12 protein-coding genes and 1 tRNA gene are annotated in these 14,581 nt (G+C 69.7%); 6 read left to right on the top strand and 7 right to left on the bottom strand.

The window, feature by feature from the left end; genetic code table 11:
* Nucleotides 1-60 precede the first annotated feature (60 nt).
* The 4 genes from JW364_RS07670 to JW364_RS07655 are packed head-to-tail and all read right to left on the bottom strand — an operon-like array spanning nucleotide 61 to nucleotide 3,159.
* Entirely contained in the window at nucleotides 61-471 is a 411-nt protein-coding gene (locus JW364_RS07670; protein ID WP_068972249.1) for a low molecular weight phosphatase family protein, read from the bottom strand.
* Nucleotides 464-1,552: an ACR3 family arsenite efflux transporter gene (gene arsB, locus JW364_RS07665; RefSeq protein WP_068972250.1), complete on the bottom strand. Its 1,089-nt coding sequence runs from the start codon at nucleotides 1,550-1,552 to the stop codon at nucleotides 464-466. Before arsB ends, JW364_RS07670 begins: the two co-directional genes overlap by 8 nt.
* Nucleotides 1,549-1,911, bottom strand: coding sequence for a helix-turn-helix transcriptional regulator (locus JW364_RS07660; protein WP_068972251.1), 363 nt, complete (start codon nucleotides 1,909-1,911; stop codon nucleotides 1,549-1,551). Before JW364_RS07660 ends, arsB begins: the two co-directional genes overlap by 4 nt.
* 42 nt (nucleotides 1,912-1,953) lie before the next feature.
* Complete coding sequence (locus tag JW364_RS07655) at nucleotides 1,954-3,159, bottom strand: winged helix DNA-binding domain-containing protein (protein WP_068972252.1); 1,206 nt, start codon at nucleotides 3,157-3,159, stop codon at nucleotides 1,954-1,956.
* A gap of 499 nt (nucleotides 3,160-3,658) precedes the next feature.
* On the opposite strand from JW364_RS07655, the gene JW364_RS07650 reads away from it, so the two are divergent.
* Nucleotides 3,659-7,432, top strand: coding sequence for a hypothetical protein (locus JW364_RS07650; protein WP_068972253.1), 3,774 nt, complete (start codon nucleotides 3,659-3,661; stop codon nucleotides 7,430-7,432).
* A 12-nt stretch (nucleotides 7,433-7,444) separates the two neighbouring features.
* On the opposite strand, the gene JW364_RS07645 is transcribed toward JW364_RS07650, so the two are convergent.
* Complete coding sequence (locus JW364_RS07645) at nucleotides 7,445-9,082, bottom strand: carboxylesterase/lipase family protein (RefSeq protein WP_189340147.1); 1,638 nt, start codon at nucleotides 9,080-9,082, stop codon at nucleotides 7,445-7,447.
* A 72-nt stretch (nucleotides 9,083-9,154) separates the two neighbouring features.
* On the opposite strand from JW364_RS07645, the gene JW364_RS07640 reads away from it, so the two are divergent.
* A complete protein-coding gene (locus tag JW364_RS07640; protein ID WP_058251248.1) occupies nucleotides 9,155-9,508 on the top strand; it encodes a hypothetical protein in 354 nt (117 codons plus the stop codon).
* Between the two features lie 72 nt (nucleotides 9,509-9,580).
* Here the strand turns inward: JW364_RS07640 and JW364_RS07635 are convergent.
* Nucleotides 9,581-9,655, bottom strand: a tRNA-Thr gene (locus JW364_RS07635).
* Nucleotides 9,656-9,723: 68 nt separating this feature from the next.
* Nucleotides 9,724-10,110 (bottom strand): RidA family protein, encoded by a 387-nt coding sequence (locus JW364_RS07630; RefSeq protein ID WP_058251249.1) that lies wholly within the window; start codon nucleotides 10,108-10,110, stop codon nucleotides 9,724-9,726.
* Nucleotides 10,111-10,299: 189 nt separating this feature from the next.
* Here JW364_RS07630 and JW364_RS07625 point away from each other — a divergent pair, with 189 nt between their 5' ends.
* The 4 genes from JW364_RS07625 to otsB all read left to right on the top strand — a co-directional run bounded on the left by JW364_RS07625 (nucleotide 10,300) and on the right by otsB (nucleotide 14,450).
* Nucleotides 10,300-11,796, top strand: coding sequence for a threonine/serine exporter ThrE family protein (locus JW364_RS07625; RefSeq protein WP_068972255.1), 1,497 nt, complete (start codon nucleotides 10,300-10,302; stop codon nucleotides 11,794-11,796).
* Nucleotides 11,797-11,960: 164 nt separating this feature from the next.
* The gene (locus JW364_RS07620; RefSeq protein ID WP_165630609.1) at nucleotides 11,961-12,131 is read left to right on the top strand and encodes a hypothetical protein; all 171 of its coding nucleotides are present in this window, start codon (nucleotides 11,961-11,963) and stop codon (nucleotides 12,129-12,131) included.
* A 46-nt stretch (nucleotides 12,132-12,177) separates the two neighbouring features.
* Entirely contained in the window at nucleotides 12,178-13,665 is a 1,488-nt protein-coding gene (locus tag JW364_RS07615) for a trehalose-6-phosphate synthase (RefSeq protein ID WP_068972256.1), read from the top strand.
* A complete protein-coding gene (otsB, locus tag JW364_RS07610; RefSeq protein ID WP_068972257.1) occupies nucleotides 13,662-14,450 on the top strand; it encodes a trehalose-phosphatase in 789 nt (262 codons plus the stop codon). The genes JW364_RS07615 and otsB overlap by 4 nt, the downstream gene beginning before the upstream one ends.
* The last annotated feature ends 131 nt before the right edge of the window (nucleotides 14,451-14,581 follow it).

The following is a 14,581-nucleotide window of genomic DNA, read 5'->3' as shown; positions in this document are numbered from 1 at the left end:
GAGCGTCGTCGTACTTGTCGGTGGGTGGAACGCCGCCAACCCACCACCGTTCTGAACCGCTCACCGCTCCAGGCGGTCGGCGAGATCGCGGATGCGGGTGGTGATGTCGTCGCGGATCAACCGCATCCGTTCGAGGCCGTCGATGCCTCGATCGGAGGGTTCGTCGGTGTTCCACACCTCGACACTCACCCCGTCGGGCGGGGTGACCTCGGCAGTGCCGACCACCACGACCAGGTCCGCGGCTCGCATCATCTCGTCCGTGAGCTGTCGTGGCCGGTGTCCGCCGGCGTCGGCTCCGACCTCGGCGAGCACCCGCGCGGACAGTTCGTTGACCTGCCCGCCGATCTTCGCGCTGGTTCCGGCGGACGACGCCGCGATCCGGTCGGTGACCGTTGACGAGAGACGTTCGGCCATCACAGATTTGCCACGGTTGCTGACGCACACGAACAGCACATTGAGGGGGTCACACATGGCGCACGGGCTCCCCGGCCGAGTCGGGTGTTGCAGAGAACCGCTTCCGCAGTGCCAGGGACACATAGACCAGGGCGACGAGGACGGGGACCTCGATGAGCGGTCCGATGACCCCGGCCAGGGCCTGGCCGGAGGTCGCACCGTAGGTGGCGATCGCGACGGCGATGGCGAGTTCGAAGTTGTTGCCGGCGGCGGTGAACGCGAGCGTGGTGGTGCGCGCATACCCCAGACCCATCGCGGCGCCGAGCACGAACCCACCGCCCCACATCACCGCGAAGTAGATCAGCAGCGGCAGAGCGATACGCGCGACGTCCCAGGGCTGCGACATGATCTGCTCACCCTGCAATGCGAACAGGATGACGATGGTGAACAACAAACCGTAGAGGGCCCACGGCCCGAGACGCGGCAGGAACGCGGACTCGTACCACTCGCGGCCCTTGGCGCGCTCTCCGATACGACGGGTGAGGTATCCGGCCACCAGCGGGATGCCGAGGAAGATCAGCACCGACTTCGCGATCTGCCACGGCGAGGCGTCGATGGTCGTCTGTTCGAGGCCGAGCCAGCCGGGCAACACGGAGAGGTAGAACCAGCCCAGCACGGCGAACATGATCACCTGGAATACCGAGTTCAGCGCGACCAGGACGGCAGCGGCTTCGCGGTCGCCGCATGCCAGGTCGTTCCAGATGATGACCATCGCGATGCAGCGGGCGAGCCCGACGATGATCAGTCCGGTCCGGTACTCCGGCAGGTCCGGCAGCAAGAGCCAGGCCAGCGCGAACATCAACGCCGGGCCGATGATCCAGTTCAATGCCAGCGACCCGAGCAGCAGGCGACGGTCGGCGGTGACCGAGTCGAGCCGGTCATAGCGCACCTTGGCCAGCACCGGATACATCATGATCAGCAACCCGAGTGCGATCGGCAGCGAGATGCCGTCGAGCTCGACGGCCGCCAGCGCGTTGCCCACTCCGGGAACACTGCGGCCCAGCAGCAGACCCACCACCATCGCGGCGCCGATCCACACCGGCAGGAACCGGTCGAGCATCGACAGCCTGCCCGCGACGGCGGTTTCCGTGACGTTCATCGTCCGGCCTCACACGAACGTGCTTCCCCCAGGACTGCGGCGAGACAGCCGAGCAGCCCCGACAGTTCTTGTAGCGCACCAGTGTTCACGCGGTAGTACACCCAGGTCGCGCGTCGCTCGCTCGTCACCAGATCGGCTTCGCGAAGCACTCTCAGATGGTGCGAGATCGTCGGCTGCGAGAGGTCGAACGGTCCGGAGATGTCGCACACGCACGCCTCACCTCCCGGATGCGCGGCGATCTCGGACAACAACCGCAACCGGACCGGGTCCGCGAGTGCCTTCAACGCCGGAGCGACGGTCTCCGCCTCGTCGGTCGTCATGCCGCGGGAGACCGTCGCCAGCAGGTTCTGGTTCGACATTCATCAATATTGACAGATGTCGAACCAAGCGGAGGCGTCGACCTACAACCCTTTCGCATACGGCGCGGTGTAGCCGGTCTTCAGTGGTTCGTCCCCCAGCCATGCCGCGAGCTCCTCGGCCCGGGCATCGAGCGCCCGTCGCGCTTCTCCGGACAACGGTTCGAGCGGGACGACGTCGATCGTCGAGTCGGCGCGGCGATACCAGCCACCGACGATACGACCATCCCACCAGGCGGTCTGGCCCCCGTTGCCCGCGGAGTCGAAGACCTGCGGCGCGTGGCCGCCGAGATAGAAGCCGCGCTCCTTGTAGCCCATGGTGGTCGGGTCGAGCTCCGGAAGGAGCACGGCCTGCGGTTCGACCGGCTCGTCCCCCGTGCCGTCGACCCCGGTGCCGTCGGGTAGATCGTCGGGCAGGACGTGGCCGACTCCGCCACCCTCCAGGTCGACCTGGACGGTCTCGAGTTCGGCGAGGGCCGCGCGGACCGCGGTCTTCGTCGACCCCAGCCACCACACCAGGTCCGTCTCGGTGCCGGGCCCGTAGGTCCGCAACCAGCGTCCGATCAGCGCGCAGTGCCCGTCGTGGACGCTCATCGGCCGCAGATCCTCGCCGAGCCAGAGCGGCATGGACGTCCACGCCGGCCGCGACAGGTGCCAGCGCAGCCGGTTGGGTCCGCGGACGATCGCCCCCTCGGCGTCGAGCATGTTGAGCACGCGCGGCCCCATCGGGGCACGTCCCGCCCACGTGGTGCCCGCACCGTGACTGATGTAACCGTCGAGTGCGGGCAGACGTTCGCGGAGTTCGGTGGAGGTCAGCGACTCACCACCGGCGAGTTCGGCCAGGACCGCCTGCCGGGCGGTCTCGATCCAGCCCTCCGGGTCGTCGAAGTCGGGACTGCGCCGGAGGTCGCGCAACATGTTCGTACGTTCCGACGCCGAGATCCGCGGCCCGAGCGCTCCGACGGACTCGGCCAGGATGTCCCGCGGGAAGACGAACAGCGTGCGACGCATCGCGAGGTGCTTGACGAGCGTCCGGTCGTCGTAGAGGGCGGCGTCGACCGACTCACGCGAGAGCTCCGGACCGACCCGTGCCCATGCGGCGAGGTGGACGGTCGACGGTGTGGTGGCGTGCAAACCGACCATCGTGGCGGCGGCTTCTACGGAGTCGGCGGCTCGAGACGAGACATCGAGGTGCTGCCGGCGCATGAGGCGAGTGCGGCGTTGCGAGTCGGAGATCAACAGGCGGCTCATCGCACGGGCACCCGGGGTGGTCGCATGGACAGATCGTAGTGATCGACGCCCACAGCACGGGTGACCCGGCAGGCGAGGAGGGGACGCGGGTGCCGGAAACCGCCGACCCCTGTCGACCCGGTGTCCGGCACCCGCGCGGTCGTGTGGGCCGAACGACACACAGCCCCCGACGGGCAGTGTTTCGCGACACTTTCGGTGTGTCCTTCGACCGACGCAACCTGTGCGCTTCCCGACCCCCGTCGAGTTGCGCCCCACCAGCAGACCCCACGAACGCGACCCACTCCACCCCCGTTCCGGAAACCGGTACATAAGCGCAGATCAAGCCGCTAACGGACTATCCGGACCGGACAGAACCGGTTCCGGATCCGCTTGCCACGTCCGGCGATCCGCGGTCCAGGGTGTGGCCGTCACCACATCGGATCGCCGATGGTGGCGCGGTGGGATCGGCTATCGCATGATGGTGCGGTCGATCTGTCGGGGCGAGCACAAGGACAGCTGAGTGGATTTCGGTCAGGCACTCACGCGTCTGTTCGTGCAAGCCGGCCGTCCCACGCTGCGCGCCGCGGCGACGCGGGCCCGGGTCTCGGCGCAGCGGATCAGTGACTGGCGCAACGGCCGTCATCTCCCCCGCGACTTCGCGACCGTCGAACCGCTGCTCGTCTGGCTGACCGCACGCGCCGTCGCCGCCGGGGCCGACGAGGTGCTGACCATCCCGCAGTGGCGGGAGATGTGGGACCGCCGGACGCCCGACGAGACCCCCACCGCCGAGCCGCCCGCACCGCAGCATGCCCGGCCGTTCCCCGGCCTCGCCACCCTCACCGCGGCCGACAGTCAGATGTACTTCGGCCGGGACGAAGTCGTCAGCACCCTCGTCGATGCGATCCTGTCGGCCCGCTCCGGACCGCCGCCGCTGTCCCCCGCGTCGCGGCTGGTGGTGGTCACCGGGGTCTCGGGATCGGGCAAGTCGTCGCTGCTCCGTGCCGGCCTCGCCCGGGACGCGCGATTGTCGTCGCCCCGACTCGGCGAGATCACCCCCAGCGGACTCGCCATCGCCGACCCGGACGAGCCGGGCGCCACCGATGCGCCGGCCTCGACGACCGGGGACGCGGTCATCGTCATCGACCAGTTCGAGAACGTCTTCTCGCTCGAGGACCCGCTGCGGACCGAGACGCTGCGCGAGGTCGAAGAACTGGCGTCCGACGTCGTGGTCGTGGTCGGCGTGCGAGCCGACTTCTTTAGTCAGTGCGTCGAGCATCCGTTCCTCGCCGACGCGTGGCAGCACCGCTGCGTGATCGTCTCGGAGATGACCCGCACGCAGTTGCGCGAGGTGATCACCGCGCCCGTCCGACTCGCCGGCGGCCGCATCGAGACCGGACTCGCCGACGTGATGATCACCGAGCTGTACGAGGCGTCGACCGGCGGTGACCGCGCCGGCCGCCTGCCGTTGCTGGCGCACGTTCTCCAGGCGACCTGGGCACGCCGGACCGGTAACCGCATGACCCTGTCCGGGTACCGGGCCACCGGCGGTATCGCCCGCGCGGTCGCCGACACCGCCGAGACGGCCTGGGCGGCGATCGATCCGCGTCATCGGGATCTCGCACGCGCGGTCCTCCTCGCCCTGGTGCACGTCGGGCCGGCCGGCATCGCGCTGCGCGTGCCGCTCTCCACGGCGACCATCGCGAACCGGTTCCCGCCCGAGGTCGCGACCGTCATCGACGAATTCGCCCAGGCCAGGTTGCTCACAGTGTCCACCGACTCAGTGATGCTCGTGCACGACGTGGTGCTCACCGCCTGGCCACGTCTGGCCGAGTGGATCGCCGACGACACCGACAACCACCTCTGGCGTCAGCAGGTCGACGCCGACACCGCGGCGTGGCTGGCCAACGGGCGCGGCCGGTCGTTCCTCTACACCGGGTCGCGCCTCGAGGACGCCAAGCGCCGGCGACGAACCCTGCGCAGCGATTACCTGCATCTGCTGAGCAACGAGAACGACGCCTTCCTCGACGCGGCGGTCGCCATGCAGCAGCGGCGCCGCATCACGCGCGTCGGCGCGGTGTCGGTGATCGTCGTGCTGGCCATCGCGGCGTCCATCACCGCCGCCATCGGCTTCCGACAGGCCCACGACCTGCGCGAACAGCGCAACGCCGCCGAACGCTCGGCGCTGTTGTCGCACATCGACAGCATCCAGTACTCCAACCCGTCGCTGGCCGCGCGACTGTTGCTCGTCGCCCACGAGGTCTATCCCGACGACCCGACCGTCCAGAGCCGTCTGCGCGGCGCCGCGACGACGCCCCTGGTGGCCCCGCTGACCGGCCACACCGGCCCGGTCTACGACCTGTCGTTCAACCGGACGGGCACGCAGCTCGCGTCGGCGAGCGGCGACCGGACCGTGCGCGTCTGGGCCCGGTCCGGCTCGTCGGACTATCGGGAGGTCGCGGTCCTGCGCGGCTTCGGCAACTACGTCACCAGCACCGACTTCCACCCGACACGGCAACTGCTGGCGAGCAGCAGCGGGGACGGTTCCGTCCGGATGTGGGACCTGACCGACGCACTGAACCCGCGGCTGGCGACGACGGTGTCCCCGGGCCACGGCACCGTCTACATGGTGCGGTTCGCCGCCGACGGGCGGACCCTGGCCGCATCGTCCGACGACGGCACGATCACGATGTACGCCGTCTCACCGACCGGAGCGATCCGGGAGACGGCCGTCCTGCGCGGCCACACCGCCGCGGCGCGCACCCTCTCCTTCAGCCCCGACGGACGCGTCCTGGCCAGCGGCGGCGACGACCGGACCGTCCGGCTGTGGACGACCGGCGAATCGCCGCAGCCGCTGGGCGGGCCGCTGACCGGCTTCCCCAGCATCACCCATGCCGTCGCGTTCAGCCCGGACAGCCGCTCGCTGGCAGTCACCGGCGACAGTCCGAACACCCAGCTGTGGGACGTGGCCGACCCACTCGCACCCCGCCCGCTGAGCACGTCGCTGCCCAACAGCACGGCCGGGTCGTGGTCGATCGCCTTCGACGGTTCGGGTGCGCAGTTGGCCTCCGCCCGCGCCGACGGCCTGGTCCGGGTGTGGAACACCGCGAACCCGGCCTCGCCGATCCTGCAGTGGGCGCTGCAGACGACCTCCGAACAGGGCTCGGTGCGGACCTTCGCGGCCCGGTTCGACCCCAGCGGCCGCCAACTCGTCTCCGGCCGCTCCGACGGGACGATAGACGTCTGGAGCCTGCCCGGCCGAACCGAACCCGACCGCGGCGGGACCATCACCGGCGTGGACACCGACGACGCCCAACGAGTCCTGGCGACGGTCGGCGCCGACACCACCCTGAACCTGTGGACGATGTCCGACGGCCTCACCCTGCGATCGCGCACGCCCATCCAGCGTCGGGTCAACGACCATCCGCGGGTCAGCCTCAACGGCCCCGGCACCCTCGCCGCGACCGCGAACAACAACGGCGGGCTCGTCGAGTTGTGGGACATCACCGACACCGCGGCCCCGCGACGCGCCGCGGCCCTCGACGTCGCCACCCGCTATTCGTTCCCGGTCGCCTTCGCGCCGTCGGGCCATCTGCTCGCGACCGGAGACACCGACACCACCGTGGCCCTGTGGGACACCTCGGTGCCCGGCTCCCCGCGACGCGTGGGCGCACCGCTGCGCGGACCCACCGACCTCATCCGCAATGTCGCCTTCAGCTCCGACGGCGCGCGGCTCGCGGTCACCTCCGACGACAAACGCGTCTACCTGTACGACCTGACGTCGCCGGGCGCGGACCCGGTCGACGTCATCACCGCCGAGGCGCCGGCCGCCCAGGCCGTATTCGACGGCGATGTGCTGGTGGTCGCCTCCCGCGACCTCTCCACGTGGCGGCTCCCGCCGGCCGGCACGGACGCCGAACCCGAACTGATCGACCGGGAGGAGGACATGTTCGCCTCGACGGTGTCCGTCGCGCCGAACCGCCTCACGGTGGGTACAGCGACGCACGAGCTGATCAGCTTCGCCCTCGACGACGACGGCCGGCTCACCGACCCGCAACCGGTCGGGACGCTGCTCGCGACCACGGACACGACCACCACCTGGCAACTACCCGCCCAACTCCCCACCGACGAGGACATCATCTCCGGCGGCGACACCACCGGGAACGTCTACCTGCACACGCTCGATCTCGACGAAGCCCGCGACTGGATCTGCGCCAGCACCGCACCCGTCACCGACGCCCAGCGCGACGCCTATCTCCCGCACATCGACGTTCGTGCGGACTGCCGTCGGGACTGAGGCCGTTGCGACTCAGCGGAAGCCGAGCACCTCGTCGCCCCACGCCTCCCAGATGTCGCCGTCGAGGTTCTGCACGACCCGATCCTCGGCGTCGATGCGCAGCACCGGGCGATGGCCGGTGTCGTAGGTCGGCCAGGGATCCCCGAGCGCCCCGGCGTCCGGCTCCTGACCGTGTGCGAATGCGGTCCACCGTCGGATCATCCTCTCCGACACCGCTTCTCCCTGCTTACGCCCGCCGAGCAAGAACGTGATGTCCTTCGGCCCGTTGCCCAGATTCCCCCACACGTACGGGACCTCGGTCGCATGGGCGGCCCCCAGACCGAGCAGCCGAAACATCCGCGTCGTCCAGTCGTAGCGGTACACATAGACCGGCGCCGAACGCGCATGCGCCTCCGCGAGCCACAGCGTGGGCATGCGGAACGCCACGTCACGCGCGACGCCGAGCCCGGTGACCTTCGGGCGCAGACCGGAATACGCGGAGAGCACCTGCGCACGTTCGGGCAGGACGACGTCCGGATACTCCTTCGCCATCCCGGCGAACATGCGCTCGATGTCGGCGGTGGTGATCGGCATCAGCGGCGACTTCATGTACTTGAAGAGATTCGCCTCGTCGCGGTTGGTCCCGATGATCAGCGGCACCGGATGCGCCCGACCCGCGCGATAGACGTCGAGGGGATGTTCGGGCAGCAGATCGCCGTCGATGACCGGCGCGAACGCGATGGTCCCCGGCACCTCGGTGGGGACCTTCTCGAACAGGGTGGTGGTGATTGCCGAACACGTCATGCCGTCGAGTTGTTCGAGACGCCCGACGATCTCGCCGGTGTCGAGTTCACCGGCGTCGATCCCGGCGACCTCGAGCAGTTGGTCGGCGACCCGCGCGGCCCGGTCGGCGCCGTACATCGACGTCACGGGCGAACTCTGCGCGATGGCCCGGCCGAAGAGCCCGGCCGCGGCCGGCATGGTGAGCAGCGCGGTGACCAGTCCCGCGCCGGCCGACTCGCCGAACACCGTCACCTTGTCGGGGTCACCGCCGAAGGCAGCGATGTGGTCGCGGACCCAGCGCAACGCCGTGAGCACGTCGCTGAGGCCGGCATTCGACTCGAACCGCGGGTCGATCGACGACAGATCGGCGAACCCGAGCACGCCGAGCCGATAGTTCAACGTCACGACGACCACGTCGCCGGTGGCGGCGAGGTTCGAACCCTCGTAGAACGGCTGGGCTCCCGACCCCAGCACGTAGGCGCCGCCGTGCAGCCACACCATGACCGGGAGTCCGACGGCGTCGTCGGCGTGCTCCGCGGCCCCCGGCGGGGTCCAGACGTTGAGGAACAGGCAGTCCTCGTCCATGACCACATCGGGACCGAGACGCACGGCGGGGTTGAGTTGTTGCGGGCAGACCGCGCCGAAGGTCGAGGCGTCCACCACGTCCTCGGGCGCATCGGCCTCCTCGAGGGGAACCGCACGGCGCCAGCGCAACTCCCCCACGGGCGGGCGGGCGTACCGGATTCCCCGCCACACGTCGGCCCGTTCCCCGGCGACCCCGCGGAAGGTGCCGACCCGGGTCTGGGCCGTTGGGCGGGTCCCGTCCGGAGCCACGCCGTCGGTCGGGGACGTCGAGTTGGCGGAGGTGCCCGGTTCGTCGTGCTTCATCCGTCCATCGTGCACCGTGAACCTGTTCTCGTAATCCAGAACTCGGCCGTGTCTGCTGGGTATGGTGACCGCATGGAGCTACTACGCAACGTCGTAATCTTCCTGCACATCATCGGCTTCGCCGTGACCTTCGGTGGCTGGGTCACCCAACTCGTGGCTCGCGAGTTCCGGTTCACCCGCGTGATGGACTACGGACTGCTGCTGTCCCTGCTGACCGGGCTCGCGCTCGCGGCGCCGTGGCCGGCCGGTATCGAGCTGAACTACCCGAAGATCGGCATCAAGCTGGTGATCCTGCTCGTCCTCGGCGGAATCCTCGGCATGGGCAGCGCTCGGCAGAAGCGCACCGGCGAACCCGTACCGCGCGCCCTCTTCTGGTCCGCCGGCGCCCTGTCCCTGCTCGCCGCGGGCCTCGCCGTGATCTGGTAGCCCCGGCCGGCGAGCCGAAACCCACGAAATGTCAGACGCCGCGCACCGGAAGAGGTGCGCGGCGTTCGTGCGTGGAGCCCCCTGTCGGGATTGAACCGACGACCGCTCGCTTACAAGGCGAGTGCTCTACCACTGAGCTAAGGAGGCGCGCGAGCGAGTATATCCGCCGGACCTCTTCCGCTTCATCCGCACCCGGCGGACCGGCCGGGCCGCGATCAGCCCCGGATGGCCGCGACCGCTTCGATCTCCACCAGCTGATCGTCGTAGGCGAGGACCGAGACGCCCAGCAGGCTGCCGGCCGGCTTGTGATCGCCGAAGGCCTCGGTCACCGCGTCCCACGCGACCACCAGATCGGCCTGCAGGTGTTCGGCGACGAAGACGGTGACCTTCGCGACGTCGCGCAGCGTCGCGCCGGACTCGATCAGCGCGGCCTCGAGGTTTCTCATGCACTGCACGGCCTGTTCGCGAACGTTCCCGGGTGCGACGGTGGCGCCGTCGTCGTCGATGGGGGCCGCACCGGCGGTGAAGACGAGACTCCCGGGACTCACCGTGGCACTGCGGGTGTGGCCGTCTCGCGGACCGTTGATCTGCACCGAGGACATGCCGCGATCGTAGACGAGTGGTCGCCGTCGTCACCCCGGTCACCGGCGCTCACCGCCGCTCCCGGCTCCTCCGCCGACCCTGCCGGAGTCGTCCGGACGGACGAGGTGTATCCAGTCTCCTGTCAGGGTTGCACCGGCCGGGTGTCGGTTACCCCGCGAGCACTCCACCATCGACCCGAGGAGGCCTGCGTGCGCGAACAGATCGGCCGTGTCCTGCGTCGGCTCAGCGGCAGCCGGCAGGCGACGATCGACACCATCGAACCGGGCAGCATCATGGTGTCGCCACGTAAGCCGATCGAACCGTTCGACGTCGCGGCGATCACCGAGGTCCTCGATCTCGCCACGAAGATCGGGGCGGTGCTGCTCGACTCGGGCACCGGGGCCATCGACACCCAGACGCAGATCAAGTTCGTCGCCGGCGTGTACGGCCTCGAGGACGTCGACGTCGATGTCACCTACAACACGATCGTCGTCAGCGCGCGGCGCGGCGCGACGCTCCCGCCGATCACGACCATGGAGCAGGTCTACTACCGGTCGATGGACTTCACCCGGCTCGCGCAGGTCGACCGGCTCGTCCGCCGCATCCGCGATTCGTTCATCAGCCCGTCCACCGCCCACCAGATGGTCGACGAGATCATCACCGCGCCGCACCCCTATCCGCACTGGCTGGCCACGACCGCCTGGGGGATCATGGCGTCGGGCATCGCGGTGCTCCTCGGCGGCGAATACCTCGTCGCCGCGCTCGCCTTCCTGACGACCGTGGTGACGGTCACCGTCAACCGCTGGCTCAACCGCATCGGGACACCGGTCTTCTTCCAGCAGCTGACCGGCGGTTTCATCGCGGTGGTCCCGGCCGCCCTGGTCTTCGCCGCGGCCGAACGACTCGGTGTGCAGATCGCGCCGTCGCAGGTCATCGCGGCCGGCATCGTCGTGTTGCTCTCGGGGTTGTCCCTCGTCGGCTCGGTCCAGGACGCGATCACCGGCGCACCGATCACCGGTGTCGCCCGGTTCTTCGAGTTGCTGCTGATGACCGGCGGCATCATCGCCGGTGTCGGCGTCGCGATCCGAATCCTGGAGGCGGGCGGCATCTTCCTGCCCACGATCACCACGACCACCAGCTTCGAGGTCGTCGAACTGCCGATCCGGGTGGTCGCCGGCGCGGTCGCCGCCTGCGCCTACGCGCTGGCCAGCTACGCCGAGACGCGCGCCCTCGGCGTGGCGTTCCTCGGCGGTTTCATCGGCACCGCGGTCGCGGCGGCCTCGACGTTCACCGACATCGGCGACGTCATCGCCAACGGTCTCGCGGCGGCGTTCGTCGGACTGATCGGCGGCCTGCTGGCACGCCGCGCGTTGACCCCGCCGCTGGTCGTCGCGGTGGCCGGCATCACCCCGCTGCTGCCCGGTCTCGCGGTGTATCGCGGCCTCTACGGCATCCTCGGCGACCAGACGCTCGACGGATTCACCTGGATCGCGAACGCGCTGGCCATCGGCTGCGCCCTCGCTGCGGGGGTCACGCTGGGCGAGTTCGTCGCCCGGTCGCTGCGTCGCCCTCAGCTGCCACCCCGTCCGGACTGGCGTCTCCGCCGCCGGATCGCCCTGCGCGAAGCCCGTGAGGCGCGGCAGGCCGACGCGGCCGCACGCCGGGCCCGGGCGAACCGGTGGCGGCCGCCACCGCCACGACGCTGACGCCGGACGGGTGGCCGTGAGCACCACCGATGTCCGGGTAGAATGCGGAGTCGGGCGTGTCATCGGACGGCCGCTCCAGTCAGCAACGGACCGAGACACCGCACGGCTGCGCCTCGTCACCGCGCACCGAACCGCACACCATGCCGCACAACGAGGGGACTCACATGCCCGCGAAGACCACCGACGCGACCGACATCACCGACGACGAACTGGAGCCGGTGGCCGACGAGACCGCCAACTCGGCGCGCCGAGTCGTCGCCGCGTACGCCACCGACGCCGACGAGTGCCGGATGCTGTTCGCCATGCTGGGGATCGCGCCGGGCGAGAACGCCTGAGCAGGTGGCTCCGCGAGCAGGAGAAACCAACCCCGACACCGGCGGAGTGACCGGCACCGACCGGTCCACCCATGACGGGGCCGAGTTCGTGGTCGTCGCGAACCGCCTGCCCGTCGACAAAGAGGTCCTTCCCGACGGCACCGTCAACTGGAAGCAGAGCCCCGGCGGACTCGTGACCGCGCTCGAGCCGATCCTGCGCGCCAACACCGGGGCCTGGGTCGGCTGGTCGGGCATCCCCGACTCCGATGACAACCCCGACATCGAGGGCATCGACATCCACGCGGTCCCGCTGTCGGCGCAAGAGATCGCCGAATACTACGAGGGCTTCTCCAACGCCACCCTGTGGCCGCTCTACCACGACGTCATCGTCAAGCCCGAGTACCACCGCGAATGGTGGAACACCTACGTCGAGGTGAACCGGCGCTTCGCCGAGGCGGCCTCGCGAGCCGCGGGCGAGGGGGCCGTCGTCTGGGTGCAGGACTACCAGCTCCAACTGGTGCCGAAGATGCTGCGCATGCTGCGGCCCGACGTCAAGATCGGCTTCTTCCTGCACATCCCGTTCCCGCCGGTCGAGCTGTTCATGCAGATGCCGTGGCGGACCGAGATCGTCGAAGGCCTGCTCGGCGCCGATCTCATCGGCTTCCACCTGCCGGGTGGGGCACAGAACTTCCTCTTCCTCGCCCGACGCCTCGCCGGGCAGGCCACCAGCAAGGGCACCGTTGGGGTGCGGTCGCGCTTCGGCGTGGTGCAGGTCGGATTCCGCACCGTGCGCGTCGGCGCGTTCCCCATCTCGATCGACTCCGGGAAGCTCGACGCACTGTCCAAGACCCGCAAGATCCGGGAGCGCGCCGCCGAGATCCGCCGCGAGCTGGGCAATCCGAAGACGATCATGCTCGGCGTCGACCGGCTCGACTACACCAAGGGCATCGACGTCCGGCTCAAGGCCATCTCCGAGTTGCTGGCCGAGAAGCGACTCGATCCCGCCGACACGGTGATGCTGCAACTCGCGACGCCGAGCCGCGAGCGCGTCGAGAGCTACAAGCAGATGCGCGCCGGTATCGAGCAACTCGTCGGGAACATCAACGGCACCCACGCGACCGTGGGCCAGCCGGTGGTGCAGTACCTGCACCGACCGGTGCCGCGTGAGGAACTCGTCGCCTTCTTCGTCGCGGCCGACGTCATGCTGGTCACGCCCCTGCGCGACGGCATGAACCTCGTCGCCAAGGAGTACGTGGCCTGCCGGGGCGACCTGGGCGGCGCACTCGTCCTCAGCGAGTTCACCGGCGCGGCAGCCGAACTGCGCTCGGCGTACCAGGCCAACCCGTACGACCTCGACGGCGTCAAGGACGCGATCGAGGCCGCGGTCGAACAGAGCGAACACGAGGGCAGGCGGCGCATGCGCGCGCTGCGCAGGCAGGTCCTCGCCCACGACGTCGCGAAGTGGGCGGAGAGCTTCCTCGGCACCCTCGGCGCCGACTCCGACACCGAACTGTCGCCCAACCGGGGTGTTCATCTGGTGGACGAGCCCGAGTGAACCACACCGGGATTCCCGCCGAACTCACCGACGCGCTGGTCCGGGCCGCCGGCGTGGGGGTGCTGCTCGTGGCCAGCGATTACGACGGATGTGTCTCGCCGATCGTCGCGCGTCCCGAGGACGCCGTCCCCGAACCCGCGTCGATCGACGCGCTCGTCGCCGCCGCGGCACTTCCCGACACCGTCGTCGCCGTGGTGTCCGGCCGCGAACGGGCCGTGCTCGCGGAACTGTCCGGCCTCACCGCCCCGGTCGTGCTGGTAGGTAGTCACGGCAGTGAGTTCGAGTCCGGGTTCGCGGTCGAGGTCACCGACAAAGCGCGCGCGCTGTTGACCCGCCTGATCGACGAGTTGCGCGCCATCGCCGCGGAATTCCCGGGCAGCACCGTCGAGGTCAAACCGGCGAGCACGGTGTTGCACGTGCGCAACGCGTCGGCGTCCGACGCCGTCGCCGCGCTCGATCGCGCCCGCACCGGTCCGGCCTCCTGGCCGGGGGTGCACACCACCGAGGGCAAGGCCGTCCTCGAACTCGCGGTGATCGAGACCAGCAAGGGCCACGCCCTCGACACCCTGCGCGCGGCCGTCGGCGCCGACGCGGTCATCTATCTCGGCGACGACGTGACCGATGAGAAGGCCTTCGCGCACCTGCGTCCCCAGACCGGTGACATCGGCATCAAGGTCGGCGAAGGTGACACCGCCGCCGACTATCGCATCGCCGACACCGACGATGTGGCAACGGTTCTCGCGTTCGTGGCCGAGCAGCGGGCGCGGACGGCCTCGGCTCGCTAGTGGTGTGTCTTGGAAATAGGTGGCCGGTATCCGGTGGAGCGATCGGTGGTCTGGCAAGGCGGAGGAGGGAGGGATAGCGGAGCTATCTCGACCGACGACAACGCAGCCAGGCGCCGATCGAGCGCCGGAGA

It is taken from the genome of Gordonia sp. BP-119 (assembly GCF_016924115.1).
In the GTDB taxonomy this organism is placed as follows: domain Bacteria; phylum Actinomycetota; class Actinomycetes; order Mycobacteriales; family Mycobacteriaceae; genus Gordonia; species Gordonia hongkongensis.
This window is presented reverse-complemented; position numbering and strand designations above follow the sequence as displayed.

Bases quoted from the DNA above. Each gene is read 5' to 3' on its own strand.
- JW364_RS07660 (WP_068972251.1), bottom strand. From the start codon at position 1,911: ATGTCGAACCAGAACCTGCTGGCGACGGTCTCCCGCGGCATGACGACC.
- arsB (WP_068972250.1), bottom strand. From the start codon at position 1,552: ATGAACGTCACGGAAACCGCCGTCGCGGGCAGGCTGTCGATGCTCGAC.
- JW364_RS07640 (WP_058251248.1), top strand. From the start codon at position 9,155: ATGGAGCTACTACGCAACGTCGTAATCTTCCTGCACATCATCGGCTTC.
- JW364_RS07670 (WP_068972249.1), bottom strand. From the start codon at position 471: ATGTGTGACCCCCTCAATGTGCTGTTCGTGTGCGTCAGCAACCGTGGC.
- JW364_RS07620 (WP_165630609.1), top strand. From the start codon at position 11,961: ATGCCCGCGAAGACCACCGACGCGACCGACATCACCGACGACGAACTG.
- JW364_RS07630 (WP_058251249.1), bottom strand. From the start codon at position 10,110: ATGTCCTCGGTGCAGATCAACGGTCCGCGAGACGGCCACACCCGCAGT.
- JW364_RS07645 (WP_189340147.1), bottom strand. From the start codon at position 9,082: ATGAAGCACGACGAACCGGGCACCTCCGCCAACTCGACGTCCCCGACC.
- JW364_RS07655 (WP_068972252.1), bottom strand. From the start codon at position 3,159: ATGAGCCGCCTGTTGATCTCCGACTCGCAACGCCGCACTCGCCTCATG.